Raw genomic sequence first — 15982 nt, forward strand, 5'->3', positions numbered from 1 at the left:
GTAACAATAGTCATGATTTATCAACCAGGCAATCGAACAGAAGATATATGCAAGACCAGCCGGGAGAGCTAGCGGTCTTACATGTCGACGACAATCCGCAGTTTGTGGGCCTCTCGGAGACGCTTCTAGAATCAGAGAGCGAGCAGTTGCGTGTGGAAACCGCCACGAATCCAGAGACGGTCCTCAGAGAGATCGATACGTGGGAGTACGATTGCGTGGTGAGCGACTACGATATGCCGGAGATGGACGGCATCGCGTTTCTCGAAGCCGTTCGGTCAGAGTATCCGGACTTACCGGTCATCGTGTTCACCGGAAAAGGCTCCGAGGAGGTCGCCGCAGAGGCCCTCTCTGCCGGGGCAACCGATTACATCCAGAAACGCGGTGAGACGAGTCAGTTCACCGTGCTTGCGAACAGAATCGAAAACGCTGTCGAGCAGTACAGAGCACGGCAGGAGGCCGAACGCGCCGACCGGCGGCGACAGCGCACGCTCGAACGAATCACGGATGGCTTCGTAGAGTTCGACGAGGAGTTAGTAATCACGAACCTCAACGAACAGGCCGAGTCGTTGCTCGGAGTCACGCGCGAGGAGATGGTCGGAACGCAGTACGACGAGTTCGTCTCGGGAAACCAGTCAGACTCCTTCGACGCCTACAGAGCGGTGCTGGACAGCCAGGAGTCGAAGACGATAGTCCAGAAGGGAGACATCAATCCAGGCCGCTGGTACAAAGAACGCATCTTCCCGGCAGAGGGAGACGACGGCATCTTCGTCTATTTCCGTGATATCACCGAGCGCAAGGAGCAAAAACGAGTACTGAAAGAGAAAACACACCAGCTCGAAGCCGTTCTCGACAACGTCCAGTCGGCCATCTGGATGCGAGACAACGAGAGTCGGTTCCGGCTGATGAACCAGAACTACCGCGAGATGTTCGGTATTGAAGACGAGACCGAAGTGGCCGAAAAAACCCCCGAAGATCTGTTCGACGACGAACTCGCCGAGCAGTTCAGAGCCTACGACAGAGAGGCACTTGCTGCAGAGGAGTCACTCGAGTTCAAAGAGAACATCGAGACTGACGACGGCACTCGAACGTTCCTGACCCGTCTCACCCCCCTGAACGAGACGAGAGAGGCGGTGGTCGGCGTTGCAACAGACATCACGGAGCAAAAGCGACAGGCCAGAAGACACAAAGAGGGCCGCCAGCTCTACAGGACGCTGCTCGACCAGAGCCCCAACGGTGTCATCATCATCCAAGACGGAGAGATACAGTTCGTCAACGAGCGACTCTGTGAGCTAACAGGCCAGAGTACGACGGAGCTGCTCGGCCACTCGTTCACCAAAATCATCGCACCCGACTACCACGACCTGGTCAAAAGCCGGTACAGGAAGCGACTCGCCGGAGAACAACCTCCGAACAACTACGAGATAGAGATTACGACGGCAGACGACCAATGCAGGGTTATCGACCTCCACGTCTCCAAAATCCAATACGAAGGTCAGCCGGCCGTGCTTGCGACGCTCAACGACGTAACAGAGATCAGACAACACGAGCGCCAGCTCGAATCGATAAAACAGGAATACGAGAGCGTCGTCGAACACGTCGAGGAGACACTGTTCCTGCTCGAAGACGAGGCAGGCCTCACGGTCAAGCAGCTTGGGGATTCTGCTGCAGCCGCGGACGAGAGTGACGACCCGCTTGCCGCGATATCAGACACACGGCTGGAAGAAGCGTATCACGACTGCATTGAGAGAAACGAAAAAGTTACCTACACAACCGCAGACGAGAGCGGGCGACACACCTGGGAGGTGATGTTGACGCCAATTGCTATCGAAGGAACGGTCGACCGCGTTGCCGGGACTGTCCGCAACGTCACCGAGGAGCAACGTCGCGAGGGATTACAGGAGATAATCATCGACATCTCCTCGGGACTGATAGACGCGAGCAAAGAGGAGGTCGACAGCCGGATAGAGACGGCGCTCGAACGAATCGGCGAGTACGAGGAGGCAGACCGGAGTTACGTCTTCGAGTTCTCTGCGGACGGCTCGGTGATGGACAACACTCACGAATGGTGTGCGCCCGGCGTCGACTCCCAGCGGTCGGAGCTACAGGACCTCGACACCGGAGATTTCTCGTGGTTCATCCCGAAGGTACTCGACCAGGAGACGGTGACTGTTCCGGACGCCGACTCCCTTCCCTCCGAGGCCACACACCTCCAGCGAACGCTGCAGTCCGGCGACATTAATTCTATCGTCGTGGTACCGTTGACACGTCGCGACGAGACACTCGGGTTTATCGGCTTCGACTGGACTGGGTCGTCTGCCACCTGGACGGAGGTAACACTCGATTTGATGGAGGTGAGTGCACACATTATCGCAAATGCACTCACACAAAAGCAGACGGTCATCCGCCGAGAGGAGCGCGAGGAAACGCTTTCAGCGCTCCACGACGCGGCGACAGTAATTGGGCGGGCCGAGTCGGCTTCGGAGGTGTACGAGACGGTGACAGCAACAGCAAAGCGAATCTTCGAGTTTGACCTCGTCGCAATCGACGTCGAGCGAGACGGAAAGCTGGTTCAGGAGGCGTGGTCGCTGGATATGAACGGCGGTGACTACTACGAGACCCTGTCGCTTGCCGACAACGATACTTTGGCGGTCCGGGCGTACAACAGTCAGGAAACGATTCTCGTCGACGACCTCCGCGAGTCGGATATCACGCCCGCTAGCAGTGAGTATCGTGCTGTCCTGACAATCCCAATCGGAGAGTTCGGGACGTTCCAGGCAGTCTCGACGAACGTCGGTGCCTTCGACGAGTACGACCGCGAGTTCGCCGAGCTCTTGGTCGATCACGCGGCAGTAAAACTCGAACAGCTCGCCGACAAAGATCGGCTCAGAGATCAAAAAGAGGCACTGAAGAACCGAAACGAGCGCCTCGACGCCTTCACGAGCATCGTCAGCCACGATCTGCGCAACCCACTGAACACCCTCGAACTGTCGCTTGACCTGGCAGAACGGACCGGAGAGACAGAGCACTTTGAGCGGTGTTCCCGGGCAGTCGACCGGATGGACCGACTCCTCGAAGAGCTGCTGGCGCTCGCCCGTCAGGGAAACGACCTCGGGGAGCTGGAGTCTCTGTCGCTTCACACGGTGGTCAAGCAGGCTTGGGAAACTGTCGAGACCGGCAAGGCAGAGCTCCACCTCGACGAGGACCGCACCGTACGCGCCGACCGCGTGCGACTCACACAGCTACTCGAGAATCTCATCAGCAACGCTGTCGAGCACGCCACCAGCCCGGCGGACGATACTCCCGTGCGTCTCACGGTGGGAACACTCGATGACGGATTCTACGTCGCCGATGACGGCCCTGGCATCCCGTCGCACGAAGACATCTTCGAGATGGGAATCTCGACGGCCGAGGACGGCACCGGATTCGGGCTGGCTATCGTCAAGGGAGTCGTCGACGCCCACGGCTGGGAGATTGCTGTCACCGAAGGCACCGCTGGCGGGGCTCGCTTCGAGATATCTGGCGTCACGCCGTGACTGCCGGCCAGGGTCACCGTCGCAGCAGCGACGCCAGCTTCTCTCTGATTCCCGCGTCGTCGCCGAGCTGGAGGTAGTAGGCGTCGCCGCCGTCCTCGTAGTAGTTCTCGATGCGGCGGACGGTCTCGAATCCGAGCCCGCGATAGAACTCCAGCGCGTTGCGGTTGGTCGTCCGCGCGTGGCAGGTCACTCGCCCGAACTCCTCTGCGACGCGAGCGATGAGTCGCTTTCCGAACCCCTGTCCGCGGTAGTCCTCGTCGACGGCCAGAAAGAGAAGATAGCCGTCACGGCGGACCGTCGCAAAGCCGATGAGTCGGCCGCGGGTCTCGTCTTTGTACAGGAAGACACGCGAGCGAGTGTACGCACTTGAAAAGAAGTTCTTGCGCTGTCGGAGGACACCCTCGCTGCGTCGGATGCGTTCTTTGAGCCGCCAGGCTGCCTCCACGTAGTCGTCGCTGCCGGGTGCAACCTCCAGTCGGCGGATATTGACGCTCACTAGCCTTACGTAGGACGGGCGGAATAATAATTCCTGTCGTTGCAACGCAACCCTTTCGGTGACGTTGGCGTTACCTCGGGGCATGTCCTTCGAGCTTCGGGAACACACGGCCGATATCGCCGTCGCTGCCACGGGGGAGACGCTGGGGGAGGCATTCGGTGCTGTGGCCGACGGGATGGCAGCCGCGATGTGCGAGGATGTCCCCGACGGCGGGGACCGCCACCAGATTGCCGTTACCGCCGAGTCGAGAGAGGCGCTTCTGTTCGATTACCTCGACGAACTCATCTACGAACGGGATATCCAAGGAGTGTTACCGGTCGACAACCGTGCGAACGTCGACGGCGGGGACGTGACAGCGAGCTACCGCGGCGTTGCGCTCGACGCTGTCGACGCCAGAGATCTCAAGGCGGTCACCTACTCCGAGATGGAGATTACAGAACGTGGAGACGGATGGGAGGCCTACGTCGTCTTCGACGTATAGGGCGAAGAAGCGAAGTAGGACAGGCGCGTACCGTCGCGTGTGAAAGAGTTCCAACGCAAGCAGCTACTCGAGCGCGTCGAACGCGAGGGTGCGACGGTCGGGGTCGACATTCCTGAGGCTATCGACGTTCAGGGGACGGAACTCGACTTACAAGCGTTTGTCTTCGAGATACGACAGCGCGATACCGTTCCGTCGGGTGAGCGCGAGCGTGTCGAGCGGGCGAAAAAGAACCTCCGTCGGGAACGCCTCGAACGCAAACAACGCATCGAGGAGGGCGACATCAGTTACGAGGAAGGTGAGGAACTTGCCGAGGCGATTATCGGCATCGACAGGGCCCTGAACGCGTTACAGCAGCTTGGTCGGGTCGACCTCGAACAAGAGGAGAACGCACAGGCAGTCGCAGACCGCAAACGGTGGATGAAGTTCCTCCAGCAGGCACTCGGCCAGGACAGCGACGCGACACACGGCGTTGGGCGGGGGCAGGGACGATGAGTGCGAACGACGAGGTTGCGGCCCTGCTCGAAGAGTTCGCCATGTTACTCGACGCACAGGGCGTCGACTACAAACCGCGGGCCTACGAGCGCGCCGCCGAGAGCATCCGCGACCACACCGCCGATGTCGAGGCGCTGGCCGGCGAGGGAGCCGATACCGTCGCCGAAATCGACGACGTCGGCGACGCCATCTCCGAGAAGGTCGTCGAGTACATCGAGGCCGGCGAGATTGCCGAGCTGGAGGAGCTGCGGGCGAAGCTGCCCGTAGAGATAGAGGCCCTGACCAGCGTCGAAGGTGTCGGACCCCGGACTGTGGGTCGCCTCTACGAGGAACTGGGCGTCCAGACGCTCAATGACCTCGAAGCCGCGGCCGAGGCCGGTGAGATTCAGGAGTTGCGAGGGTTCGGCGAGAAGACCGAGCAGAACATCCTCGAGGGCATCCCTTTCGCACGGGAGGCCCACGAGCGTCAACTACTCGGCGAGGCCCGCCCCCAAGGAGAGCGGGTCCGGGACTACCTCGCCGACAACGAGGCGGTCTCTCGGTGTGCGCTTGCGGGATCAATTCGGCGGTGGAAGCCGACCATCGGCGACGTGGACGTACTCGTCGGCAGCGACGCCCCCGACGTGGTCGTCGAGGCGTTCACCGACTATCCGGAGGCGAGCACTGTCATCGAGGCTGGTTCGACGAAAGCAAGTATCCGGGTTGGCGACGTGCGTGTCGACCTCCGGGTCGTCGCATCCAGGGAGTTCGGTGCCGCGCTACAGTATTTCACCGGCAGCAAAGACCACAACGTGGCGGTTCGCAACCGCGCGCTCGACCGCGGGCTAAAAATAAACGAGTACGGTGTCTTCGACGTCTCCGAGCTAGAAGAAGCAGACGACCAGCGCGCCGGCGAGCGAGTCGGCGGCGAGACCGAGCGGGAGATGTACGAGGCGGTCGGGATGGCGTGGGTCCCGCCCGAACTCCGCGAGGATCGCGGCGAGGTCGCGGCCGCCGCGGCCGACGACCTGCCGGCCTTGGTCGAAACCGGAGACGTGCGCGGCGACCTCCACACCCACACCGAGTGGTCAGACGGAGCCAACACAATCGAAGAGATGGCGATAGGCGCGGCCGATTTCGGTCACGAGTACGTCTGTATCACTGACCATGCGACCGGGCCAGGGATGGTCGGCGGCGTCGGCCTGAGCGACACGGAGATACGCGAGCAGATAGCGGCGATTCGCGAGGTCGACGAGGAGGGCGAGATCGACGTGCTCGCGGGTGTCGAGGCAAACATCGCGGCCGACGGCAGCGTCTCTGTCGAGGATAGCGTGCTCGGAGAGCTTGACCTGGTCGTGGCCTCGCCACACGCCGGACTCGACGGCGACGGCACCGACAGACTCGTCGAGGCCGCCCGCCATCCAGAGGTCGATATCATCGGACACCCAACCGGCCGACAGCTCAATCAGCGTGAGGGAATGGAGGTGGATATCGAGCGTCTCGGGGCTGTCGCGGCCGAAACCGGGACTGCACTCGAAATCAACGCGAACCCGACCCGGCTCGACCTAGGCGGGCGGCTCGTCCAGCGCGCGCTCGAACAAGGCGCGACCGTCGCCGTCGACACGGACGCCCACAGGCCGTCGAGCTATGGCCTCGTCCGGTACGGCGTCCACGTCGCCCGACGAGGGTGGGCCGAGGGCGGCGACGTGTTGAACACGCAGCCGCTCTCGGAGGTCCGCTCGTTTCTTTCATGAGCGTGCTGACAGACGCGATGCTGGGCGGACTGACAACCTATCTGCGGATGTGTGGGTACGATACCGTCTACGTCCTCGACGCCGACCTCGAAACCGACGACGAGATTCGCAACTACGCGGAGGCAGAAGAGCGGACGCTGCTGACGCGGGACGAGGCCCTCGCCGCGCGGACAGAGGGTGCGCTCCTGCTGGAGTCACGAGAGATCAAGCCGATGCTCTCGACGCTCGTTGCGGCGGGCTTCGAGCTTTCGCTACCCGAGGCACCCGAGCGCTGCAGTCTCTGTAACGGAATCGTCGAGGGTGTCGATGCCGACGAGCCGACGCCGGAGTACGCCCCCGGCCCACAGACGGAGGACGTCTGGTGGTGTACGGCCTGTGGACAGCACTTCTGGAAAGGGAGCCACTGGGACGACGTGACAGACACGCTCCGGACTGCTCGGGAGAATCCATAATGGGGATAACCCTGGTTGCAGTACGAGCAGATACATGACACTCTCGGAGGAGGCACACGAGCGCCTGGCGGACATCGTCGAGCTACAGCCCACGAAAAACGGCGAGTTACAGGACCGCTGGGAGATGGACAGCGGGAGCGAGGTCCACAGCTATCTCGAATCCGAACTCGGCGATTACTACTACCGAAACGAGGACAGCCTTATCTGTGCGACGCCAGCGGCGGCCGGGCTCATCAACGGTGAAGAGCCCTCCGAAGACCGGACAGTCCGGGGAACGCCCCTCCAAGCAACAATCGTCGCGGTGCTTCCAGACGCCGAGGCCGAGCCACAGAGCGTCGTCGCCACCCTCCACGACGTTGAGGACGACCTCGGGGCCGATGTCGATGAGGTCCGCTCGGCGCTGCATACCCTCGTCGACAAGGGTGTCGTCGAGCGAGTTCGGACGACCGTCCCGACCTTTCGACTCGCCGTCGAGCGCGACCACATCACAATCGAGACCGACGACGACTGATGCTGATTACTGGGACGTTCTCCCGCCATTGTTTCGCGTATCCCCGGTATCGGACCGTGAAACAGGCGCTTCGCTGATAGTGATTGTTGCGGCTATTTTGGTGGCCACGTCACGAATCTCGGTGTTTCACGGCGTGAGACCCACGTCTCGTTTCTCGACGGCGGTAACGACTCGCAACAATCACGATGAGACAGGTCTGAACATCATCGCAATAATCACGATGCGCATCTCCGTCATGTGGCGGGGTATCACCCATCAGCACCAACAACAGTTCGTAACGTATATTTATCCTACCCGGTAAGGTTTGAGTGCGTGTCCGGGCTGGGGTAGTGGTATCCTTTGGCCTTGTGGTGGCCAAGACGTGGGTTCAATTCCCGCGCCTGGACTCTCTTTGCCTCACGTCGTGATGATATGAACCACAAACACGACCAATGTCTTTTATCTCCCGTAGATACAACACTGTGTATGACGTTCAAACCGAACGAGCCGGATTTGACGGCTGAAGAGACAGAAGAACTCGTCGCCGAGACCATCGAGAGCGAGGAAATCGCCATGTTCGTCAAGGGCAACAGACGCATGCCACAGTGTGGCTACTCAGATAAGGCGCTGTCACTTGTGCATCACTACCGCGATGCCGAAGACGTGGCGGTCGTCGACGTGCTCCAGAACCTCGACGCGTTCCGCGAGACACTCGAGACACACAGCGGCTGGGAGACGATTCCACAGGTCTTCGTCGATGGGGAGTTCGTCGGTGGCAGTGATATCCTCGAAGAGTACGCCGAGCGCGGCGACCTCGCAGAGACCCTCAACGCAGACCAGGAGGCCGCACCGCCAGAGTTCACGAACGAGACAGACGACACCAGTGACGTCGAAGCCCCGTTCTAATTCGGCTCCCTGAACGCCGGTTTTGCGTTCGTCAGCGACAGGATCACCGTTGGTGAGCGACCGACATGTTGATAACAGACAACACACCACATGTAAACAACCTCGGGCACGGTGGCCCGAGGCTTTTGCAGTTCCCTCAGCCGTGTGATAGCACTCCCTGCTCGGCAAGCGAGCGGGATGAGGGTGGGCGGCTTACGCGCCCCGACCCAGACAGACGCACCAGCCGAACCTGCGGCTGGGTTTTGTGAGTCCGGTAATCCGTATCGTTACCGTCGAGTTTCGCCTTCTCGCGCCACGCAACATTCACCGACGCATTCCGGTCGGCGTGGTCTTGCACTACATCACATTCGTCGTTCGGACACTGGAACCGCCTCCCATGTCGATTCCCACGTTCACCACAGCACGAACACGTCTGCGAATTGTAATAGGCGTCCACCGTATCCGTTGGTAGCTCTCGCCACGTTGCCTTGTACAAGACAAATTTCTCGAACTTGTGGAACGGCAGTTTGTGCAACCGCCGATTCATATACGATCCGTACTCCATTTCCTCACGGATGCCACTCATATCCTCGAACACGATGACCGAGTTCGGGAACTGCTCTGCAAACTCCACGACAGCACGGGAAAGACGATGCAGCACCCACTCGGTGAGGCGTTCTTCTTTGTCACCCAATTTTCGGTGAATACTCGTCTTTCCGTGTTCCTGACAGCGTTTCGTGATCGTGTGATAGCGTTGCCGTTCCTGCTTCACTCGTCCGTAGTCAAGGACGAGCGTTCCCTTCGTCCGCATCGTCTCGCGGTCGAGGGCGGTAAGCGCGACGTTGCGTTCGTTGATGTCCACGCCAACCACGGTTTCGGCGGTGTCAGGTTCGGGCACGTCGAACTCGCGCGTGACCGTGACGTGTAGGTAGTACACGCCATCTCGGTACAGGAGTTCGGCCTGCCCCACATCCACCTTATCCGACGTGAGGGCGTCTCGAAGTTCGTCCATTGCGTTTGTTTCTCCGCTCAGATGGCCGTTAACGTGTTTTCTGGGCTTGGCGCTGATGCGGACTTGGACGCGGTTCGTGTCGTCGTCCACGGTGAGGCGATAGCCTTCTGTGTGTGCCATCACGAGCGGGTATGCGCCTGATTTGTCCGTACTCGGTGGTGTCGGTTTGCCTCCGTCGGGATTGTCTTGATTCTCCCACCACTCTTTGAGCGACTGGTAGGAGTCCCACGTTTGGAGGGCTTTGCCGACGACGGCACACTTGTTGTTCCGCAAGAAGTCGTCGCGGTCAACTTCTTTCTGTATCTCGGTGCGTGTGTATCCCTGTTGTGTGAGGCGGATTGTTTCGTTGAAAATTTCGCGTGACGCGAGGCGGGCGTCATGAAGCCACGACCGCTCTCCAGACGCTATGTGAAGCCGCGTCTGAATCGTCTTCGTGGCTTCTTCACCCATACGTTGACAATCGTTCCAGACTATCATAAATGCGGGGATTTGTAATGAAAGAGTACCGAAGTCATGCACATTCAGTTAGTTCCTGTAAGTATCATTTCGTGTGGTGTCCAAAGTATCGGCACCCTGTTCTGGGTGTGGTGGAGGACGACGTGCGGGAGTTGTTTGGTGAAACTGCTGATCACTTCGGTCACGAGATTCTGGCGTTGGAGATTGCAGACGACCACGTTCACCTATTCGTGCAAACAGATCCGAAGCACAGTCCGGCGGAGATCGCTCGGCAGTTCAAGTCGTATGCGGGAAAGCACTTGCTAGAGCGGCATTCCGAGATTCAGGAGTCGTATTTCTGGGGCGGTGGATTCTGGAAAGTTGGATACTACGTGGGAACGACCGGAGCAGTGTCGGAAGAAGTGGTTGAGCGGTACATTGAGGAGACAGAACACGCGCCGGAGTGACGCGCTTCACCCCCGCCCACGGTGGGGCAGGGAACTCGCGCTGCTTTTCGTTTAGACTCAAAGCTGATAACAACCGGCAACGAACAAGTGTGTAACGCCAGTTCGCTGCCACAACAGCGGGCAACCGGGGCACAGACAGACCCGCAACTGAGCCATCGATGCAAACGAGCACACCGTTATATCAGGGGGAGAGAGAGCAGTGAGAGCACAGACGACAATAGATTTCGCTATCGGTATCGCAATTTTTCTGAGCGTCCTCGTCTTCGCGTTCTCGTTCGTCCCGGGGATTCTCCAGCCGTTCGAACTCTCGGGTGAGGAGAACCCCTCGCTGTCGGACAGAGCAGCGGATTCACTCTCACAGGAGCTGCTTGGGTCCGCCGAGCGGCCGTCAGTCCTCAACCGGTACTGTACGGTCGCGTTCTTCAACGAGTCGAACGATGCGTCCGGACGCTGTAACTACGATGCTGGCTCGCCGTCGGCGGTCTTGAACCTCGACACTGCCCGGAACGTAAATGTCACCCTCAACGGGAACGTTACGACCAGCGGGTCAGGCAGCGAACAGCTGTGCTGGACAGAGAGTTCGCCCGCAAACAACGGTGAGCCGGGACTCGTCGAGCGTAGTCACGCCGAGTGCGCCGGGGACGCGGTCGTGCTGGCACGCGGAGACGACATCGTCGACCAGGGGGACGCGACAATCACTGCCCGCCGGGTCGTCTCATTACACGGGCGGTCGGTCACGCTGGCGGTGGTGCTGTGGTAGCCAGCGACGACCGCGGACAGGCGCTTACGCTCGAAGCAGTGGTCGGTGCAATCCTGATGCTCGCCGCTATCGGGTTCGCGCTCCAGATGACCGCAGTCACGCCACTGTCGGCGAGTACGTCGAGCCAGCACATCGAGAATCAACTCCAGTCGACGAGCGAAGGAGTTCTCGACACCGCCGCCGACACGGGTGCCCTGCGCGAGGCGGTGTTGTACTGGAACGAGACGACCGGCGAGTTCCACGGGAACGCAGATCCGTTCTAGCGGTCGGGGCCGCCCCCGAACGCCTTCGGTGACGCGCTCGCGGATGCGTTTGGGACGGGGAACATCGCCTACAACGTCTTCGTCCACTACCGCACCGGCGACGGCATCGAGACACAGCAGATGGTGCGGCAAGGACAGCCAAGCGACCATGCGGTGAGTGCCTCACACACGCTCGTCCTCACAACCGAGGACCGACTCCTCGGCCCCGACTTCACGGAGCAAGAACCGCTTTCGGATGTAGCCGACGGGGCGTTCTACGTCGTCGACCGCGATAGCGATCCATACTACAATCTCGTCCGCGTTGAGGTGGTCGCATGGCGGATATAGGCGACCGGAGCCAGCTCCTCCTCGTCACCGCGTTTCTGCTCGCAGTCTCGTTTGTCGTGCTCGCGCTGGTGGTCAACTCCGCAATCTACACCGAGAATATCGCAACACGAGACGATGTCGCAGGCTCACACGAGGCACTCGAGTACCGTGCCGAACTCCAACAGAGTGTCGGCGCTGTCCTGACGGCAGTCAACAAAAACAGCACGCTCACCCAGACAGAGTTCAACGCGACCGTCGACAGCCTCTCGTCGGCGGGAGCCGTGTTGCAGTCGACGCAGGGCCGCCTCGTAAACACAGCAGTCAGTAACATCGAAGACGGAACCAGAATCGCACAGACGAACGCGAGTCGAAACTTCACTAGTGTCGGCGGAAAACAGGAGTGGATTCTCACAGACAGCAACGTCGAATCCGTGCGGAACCTGCGGCTGAATATCTCTGATCCGGGCACCAGCCAGTTCTCGCTCGTCGCGAACGATACAGACACCTCCGATGCCGACTGGCGGCTACAGGTGGTCGAGAACGGGAGCGACCAGATTGATGTCGTCGTCACCGTCGACGGTGGCCCCAACAGACAGTGTGTCCGCGACCACGACGGCTCTACCGTCATCGACGTGACCGCTGCGACCGTAGCTGGGAAGCCCTGTCTCGCGCTTGGACAGCTCCAGGACAACACGGGGACCACTCAGTGGATTGGGGCGAACATCGGCGACTCGTTCAGACTCGAATTCGAGAACGCCGACGCCGTGACCGGCCGGTACTCGGCGATAATCGGGCCTGCCGGGAGTGCGAATACGACCGCGCTACAGACGAGTCAGCAGTCCGACGAGCCGTTCGCCGTCGGTGCTATCTACAGCGCCACTGTCGACTACGCCTTCTATACGTCGGCGGTGGGTTACGAGACAAAAATCCGGGTCGCTCCGGAAGAGGTGCCGCCATGAGCAGTCAGTGTCAGAGTGATCGCTCGAATCGGTCGGTCTCTATCGCGCTGAACTACGTCCTCGTGCTCGGTATCTCGACGGTCCTGATCGCCGGCCTGCTCGTCGCCGGAACCACGTTCGTCGAGGACAATCGCGAGCGGGTCATCGACAGCGAACTGACCGTCATCGGCAACCACATCGCCGGAAACATCGAGCAGGTCGACCGGTTCGTCGACGCCAGTCGGGCGAACAACGGTACAACACCCCATGTCGCCTACATCAATCAGTCCTTCAAGCAGCAGGTGACCGGGTCGACGTACTCGATTGCGGTCGTCGACGGCGACCCCCCACAACTCCGCCTGCACTCGGTAGACCCCGAAGTGACGGTCCGGGTGAACGTCTCTGTCGGCACCGACATGGCAGAGACGACCGTCGGGGGCGGGATAGTCTCGGTCTACTACGATAGCGGGAGTGACAGGGTGGTGGTGAGCGATGATTAGCGGCAGAGAGCGGGCCGTGAGCGAGATACTCGGCTACGTTATCATCTTCGCGCTTGTCGTCGCCGTCATCGGATTCGTCACTGCAGTTGGGATGCCGGCGCTGATAGATACCCAACAGAGCGAGCAGGCCGCGAGCGCGGAGCGAGCGTTCGACGTAGTCGGGGAGAATCTGGCCGCGATATACGAACGCGGTGCACCCAGCCGGGCAACCGAGATCGACCTCACCGACACCGAACTGTTCTACGGGACGCCCGTAACCATGAACGTCACCGTCGACGGCAACAGTACGGTAACCGACCTCCGCCCGGTCGTGTTGCGCGTCGACGATGACACCAGCCTCGTCTACGAGGGCGGAGCCGTGTTCCGGGACGAGGGAGACGGCGGACTGGTACTTCGTGAGCCGCCCCTGTTGCTGGACCAGTCGCGTATCTTCCTGCCGGTCATCGAGACGACTGCGCCGGCAATCGAGGCAGCGGGTGGTACCACGGTCCTGTTCCGTGGCGAGTCCAAGCGTCGCTCGGTCCTGCACGCAGCGACCAGTGGCGACGTCACAATCACCGTCGAGTCGCCGCGGTACGAGCTCTGGGAGCGGTATTTCGTCGACCAGCCAGGGCTCACAGCGAGTGACTGTACGGTCGACGACAGCAACGACTCTGTCACCTGTCAGGCCACCGCAGACACCATCTCTGTGACTCTGCAAGAGATTGGCGTCGAAATTCTCGTCTAGCTGCATTTCAGGCACCCGACGGTGCTGTTCTCACAATCCGATGTACCTTTCCGGGTTGGCCACGTCTCGACTGATATGAACGGGAATTTTCCAGCGGTTCACAGCCGGAATATCTCAGGAATGTTGGTGAGAGAGCCATGACAGGCCGGGACGAGTATTACAACAAAGCGAAACAGAAGGGGTATCGCGCCCGCTCGGCGTTCAAGCTCACGCAACTCGACGACCGAGCCGGCCTGCTCGACCGCGGCGACACCGTCGTCGATTTGGGTGCCGCACCGGGCGGGTGGATGCAAGTCACCGCCGAGCGTGTTGGTCGTGAGGGGACCGTCGTCGGTGTCGACCGCCAGCGAATCGACGACCTCGAAGATCCCGAGGCAACGGTCGAATACGTTCGCGGCGATATCACCGAAGAGCGAACGAGAGACGAAATCAGAGAGACGGTCGGCGGCGGCGAGCGCCCGGTCGACGTGGTCGTCTCGGATATGGCACCGAATATGACCGGCGACTACGATCTCGACCACGCCCGATCGGTCCATCTCGTCCGCCAGGCCTTCGACGTGGCCGAAGAGCTGCTCGCCTCGGGCGGAGACTTCGTGGCCAAGGTCTTCGACGGGCGCGACCTGGACGACCTCGAAGCAGATATTGACGAGGAGTTCGAGTACGTCCGCCAGATGCGCCCAGACGCCTCCCGCGACGAGTCCTCGGAGCTGTATCTTGTCGCCCGCAATCGGTTGACTGCCCCGGTTCGTGCCGGTGACGAACTCGCTGTCGAAATCGTAGACACCGGCTCGGAGGGCGACGGTATCGCCCGCGTCGAGGACTTCACCGTTTTTGTTCCCGGCGCACAGGAGGGCGAGACGGTCCCTGTCGAGATAGAGGACGTGAAGCCACGGTTCGCGTTCGCGGCCGTGCGTGAGGACTGATGGGGGAGACCGGAAAGATAGACCGGCGCTTCTTCGAGGATGTCATCGCCTCGCGGCTGGGCGCGGCCCGTGAAGATGTCTCGACCGGGCCGGCACACGGCGTCGATTTCGGCGTCATCGACCTCGGCCAGGGCGCACTCGCGCTCGCGACGGACCCCATCTCGATCCTGCCCGAACTTGGCTTCGAGCGCGCGGGAGAGTTTGCCATTCGGTTCGTCCTCACAGACGTTGCGGTCTCGGGACTCGACCCTTCGCATCTCGCCGTCTCGTTTGCACTCCCGCCGGAGATGACAGACGAGGAGTTCGGCGCGGCCTGGACAGCTATCGACAGAGAGTGTCGCGACCTCGGGGTCGCCGTGACGACCGGCCACACCGCCCGGTACGAGGGGTGTTCGTTCCCCTGGGTCGGCCACGGCACGGCGATGGCTCTCGGTGACGAGGACGACATCATCTATCCAAACGGTGCGACCCCCGGGGATGTGGTGCTGGTCACGAAAGGCCCAGCAGTCGAGGCTGTTGGTCTGCTGACGACGCTGTTTCCCGACCAGCTGTCGGTTGACGAGTCGACGCTCTCGACCGCACAGTCACGACTCGACGAGACGGGCGCGGTTCGCGATGCGCGCGCGGTTGCCGATGTCGAAGGTGTGACCGCGATGCACGACGCGACCGAGGGCGGACTGGTCGGGGCCTTCCACGAGATGGCAGGCAGTGCCGGCGTCCGGTTCGACATCAACACTGACGGCATTCCAATCAGACCGGGGATAGAGGCGGCGACAGACGCACTCGGGATGGACCCCTGGCGTGCAACCTCGTCGGGAACGCTCGTCGTCACGGTCGACCCCGACTACAGCGAGGCCGTCCGCGACGCGCTCGCCGAGCGAGGGACGCCAGTGGGCGTCGCAGGTGTCGTCGAGCAGGGAGAAGGGGTCGTCGTCGACGGTGCGGCGACAGACCCCCCGACGGCCGACGCCTCCTGGCCCATCTACGAGCGGCTGCTGGACGAACACAAGCGTCGATAACAGAGATATCGGGGACAGAGAAGCGATTCGGCCAGGTCGAAAGTAGTGCGAAACTACATTTATAGTGGTG

16 protein-coding genes, 1 tRNA gene and 1 pseudogene are annotated in these 15982 nt (G+C 61.0%); 16 read left to right on the forward strand and 2 right to left on the reverse strand.

Annotated elements, in window-relative coordinates; translation table 11 throughout:
- Positions 1-47 precede the first annotated feature (47 nt).
- Complete coding sequence (locus OSC37_RS03345; RefSeq protein ID WP_267163190.1) at positions 48-3533, forward strand: PAS domain S-box protein; 3486 nt, start codon at positions 48-50, stop codon at positions 3531-3533.
- A gap of 13 nt (positions 3534-3546) precedes the next feature.
- On the opposite strand, the gene OSC37_RS03350 is transcribed toward OSC37_RS03345, so the two are convergent.
- Positions 3547-4029: a GNAT family N-acetyltransferase gene (locus tag OSC37_RS03350; RefSeq protein WP_267163191.1), complete on the reverse strand. Its 483-nt coding sequence runs from the start codon at positions 4027-4029 to the stop codon at positions 3547-3549.
- A gap of 82 nt (positions 4030-4111) precedes the next feature.
- Between OSC37_RS03350 and OSC37_RS03355 the strand changes: the two genes are divergently transcribed.
- The 7 genes from OSC37_RS03355 (at position 4112) to OSC37_RS03385 (ending at position 8583) form a co-directional block, all read left to right on the forward strand.
- Positions 4112-4510, forward strand: a complete 399-nt coding sequence (locus OSC37_RS03355) for an archease (protein WP_267163192.1) — start codon at positions 4112-4114, stop codon at positions 4508-4510.
- Between the two features lie 39 nt (positions 4511-4549).
- Positions 4550-5002, forward strand: a complete 453-nt coding sequence (locus tag OSC37_RS03360; protein WP_267163193.1) for a DUF5788 family protein — start codon at positions 4550-4552, stop codon at positions 5000-5002.
- Positions 4999-6735, forward strand: coding sequence for a DNA polymerase/3'-5' exonuclease PolX (gene polX, locus OSC37_RS03365; protein WP_267163194.1), 1737 nt, complete (start codon positions 4999-5001; stop codon positions 6733-6735). Before OSC37_RS03360 ends, polX begins: the two co-directional genes overlap by 4 nt.
- Complete coding sequence (locus OSC37_RS03370; protein WP_267163195.1) at positions 6732-7187, forward strand: Mut7-C RNAse domain-containing protein; 456 nt, start codon at positions 6732-6734, stop codon at positions 7185-7187. Before polX ends, OSC37_RS03370 begins: the two co-directional genes overlap by 4 nt.
- Positions 7188-7221: 34 nt before the next feature.
- A complete protein-coding gene (locus OSC37_RS03375; protein ID WP_267163196.1) occupies positions 7222-7698 on the forward strand; it encodes a DUF5797 family protein in 477 nt (158 codons plus the stop codon).
- Positions 7699-8013: 315 nt separating this feature from the next.
- Positions 8014-8084: transfer RNA gene (locus OSC37_RS03380), tRNA-His, on the forward strand.
- Between the two features lie 79 nt (positions 8085-8163).
- A complete protein-coding gene (locus OSC37_RS03385; protein WP_267163197.1) occupies positions 8164-8583 on the forward strand; it encodes a glutaredoxin family protein in 420 nt (139 codons plus the stop codon).
- Between the two features lie 136 nt (positions 8584-8719).
- Here the strand turns inward: OSC37_RS03385 and OSC37_RS03390 are convergent, their stop codons facing one another.
- Positions 8720-10024, reverse strand: coding sequence for an RNA-guided endonuclease InsQ/TnpB family protein (locus tag OSC37_RS03390; RefSeq protein WP_267163198.1), 1305 nt, complete (start codon positions 10022-10024; stop codon positions 8720-8722).
- Between the two features lie 44 nt (positions 10025-10068).
- On the opposite strand from OSC37_RS03390, the gene tnpA reads away from it, so the two are divergent.
- The 8 genes and pseudogenes from tnpA (at position 10069) to OSC37_RS03435 (ending at position 15912) form a co-directional block, all read left to right on the forward strand.
- Positions 10069-10476, forward strand: coding sequence for an IS200/IS605 family transposase (gene tnpA / locus OSC37_RS03395; protein WP_267163199.1), 408 nt, complete (start codon positions 10069-10071; stop codon positions 10474-10476).
- A gap of 199 nt (positions 10477-10675) precedes the next feature.
- Entirely contained in the window at positions 10676-11236 is a 561-nt protein-coding gene (locus tag OSC37_RS03400) for a DUF7287 family protein (RefSeq protein ID WP_267163200.1), read from the forward strand.
- Positions 11237-11292: 56 nt separating this feature from the next.
- A pseudogene (locus tag OSC37_RS19110) lies at positions 11293-11826 on the forward strand (DUF7288 family protein).
- Complete coding sequence (locus OSC37_RS03415) at positions 11814-12764, forward strand: DUF7261 family protein (RefSeq protein WP_267163203.1); 951 nt, start codon at positions 11814-11816, stop codon at positions 12762-12764. The pseudogene OSC37_RS19110 and the gene OSC37_RS03415 overlap by 13 nt, the downstream one beginning before the upstream one ends.
- Positions 12761-13243 carry a DUF7266 family protein gene (locus OSC37_RS03420; protein ID WP_267163204.1) on the forward strand — a complete coding sequence of 161 codons (483 nt, stop codon included), beginning with the start codon at positions 12761-12763 and terminating at the stop codon, positions 13241-13243. The genes OSC37_RS03415 and OSC37_RS03420 overlap by 4 nt, the downstream gene beginning before the upstream one ends.
- Positions 13236-13970 carry a DUF7289 family protein gene (locus OSC37_RS03425; RefSeq protein ID WP_267163205.1) on the forward strand — a complete coding sequence of 245 codons (735 nt, stop codon included), beginning with the start codon at positions 13236-13238 and terminating at the stop codon, positions 13968-13970. The genes OSC37_RS03420 and OSC37_RS03425 overlap by 8 nt, the downstream gene beginning before the upstream one ends.
- Before the next feature lie 137 nt (positions 13971-14107).
- Positions 14108-14893: a 23S rRNA (uridine(2552)-2'-O)-methyltransferase gene (locus OSC37_RS03430; RefSeq protein ID WP_267163206.1), complete on the forward strand. Its 786-nt coding sequence runs from the start codon at positions 14108-14110 to the stop codon at positions 14891-14893.
- A complete protein-coding gene (locus tag OSC37_RS03435; protein WP_267163207.1) occupies positions 14893-15912 on the forward strand; it encodes an AIR synthase family protein in 1020 nt (339 codons plus the stop codon). The genes OSC37_RS03430 and OSC37_RS03435 overlap by 1 nt, the downstream gene beginning before the upstream one ends.
- Positions 15913-15982: the final 70 nt, after the last annotated feature.

Source organism: Halovenus salina, assembly GCF_026410925.1.
Taxonomy (GTDB): domain Archaea; phylum Halobacteriota; class Halobacteria; order Halobacteriales; family Haloarculaceae; genus Halovenus; species Halovenus salina.

What these genes read in the sequence shown, in the direction of transcription:
- OSC37_RS03420 (WP_267163204.1), top strand. Translation starts at nt 12,761, where the DNA reads ATGAGCAGTCAGTGTCAGAGTGATCGCTCGAATCGGTCGGTCTCTATC.
- OSC37_RS03435 (WP_267163207.1), top strand. Translation starts at nt 14,893, where the DNA reads ATGGGGGAGACCGGAAAGATAGACCGGCGCTTCTTCGAGGATGTCATC.
- OSC37_RS03415 (WP_267163203.1), top strand. Translation starts at nt 11,814, where the DNA reads ATGGCGGATATAGGCGACCGGAGCCAGCTCCTCCTCGTCACCGCGTTT.
- OSC37_RS03385 (WP_267163197.1), top strand. Translation starts at nt 8,164, where the DNA reads ATGACGTTCAAACCGAACGAGCCGGATTTGACGGCTGAAGAGACAGAA.
- polX (WP_267163194.1), top strand. Translation starts at nt 4,999, where the DNA reads ATGAGTGCGAACGACGAGGTTGCGGCCCTGCTCGAAGAGTTCGCCATG.
- OSC37_RS03345 (WP_267163190.1), top strand. Translation starts at nt 48, where the DNA reads ATGCAAGACCAGCCGGGAGAGCTAGCGGTCTTACATGTCGACGACAAT.
- tnpA (WP_267163199.1), top strand. Translation starts at nt 10,069, where the DNA reads ATGAAAGAGTACCGAAGTCATGCACATTCAGTTAGTTCCTGTAAGTAT.
- OSC37_RS03390 (WP_267163198.1), bottom strand. Translation starts at nt 10,024, where the DNA reads ATGGGTGAAGAAGCCACGAAGACGATTCAGACGCGGCTTCACATAGCG.
- OSC37_RS03355 (WP_267163192.1), top strand. Translation starts at nt 4,112, where the DNA reads ATGTCCTTCGAGCTTCGGGAACACACGGCCGATATCGCCGTCGCTGCC.
- OSC37_RS03430 (WP_267163206.1), top strand. Translation starts at nt 14,108, where the DNA reads ATGACAGGCCGGGACGAGTATTACAACAAAGCGAAACAGAAGGGGTAT.
- OSC37_RS03375 (WP_267163196.1), top strand. Translation starts at nt 7,222, where the DNA reads ATGACACTCTCGGAGGAGGCACACGAGCGCCTGGCGGACATCGTCGAG.
- OSC37_RS03370 (WP_267163195.1), top strand. Translation starts at nt 6,732, where the DNA reads ATGAGCGTGCTGACAGACGCGATGCTGGGCGGACTGACAACCTATCTG.
- OSC37_RS03425 (WP_267163205.1), top strand. Translation starts at nt 13,236, where the DNA reads ATGATTAGCGGCAGAGAGCGGGCCGTGAGCGAGATACTCGGCTACGTT.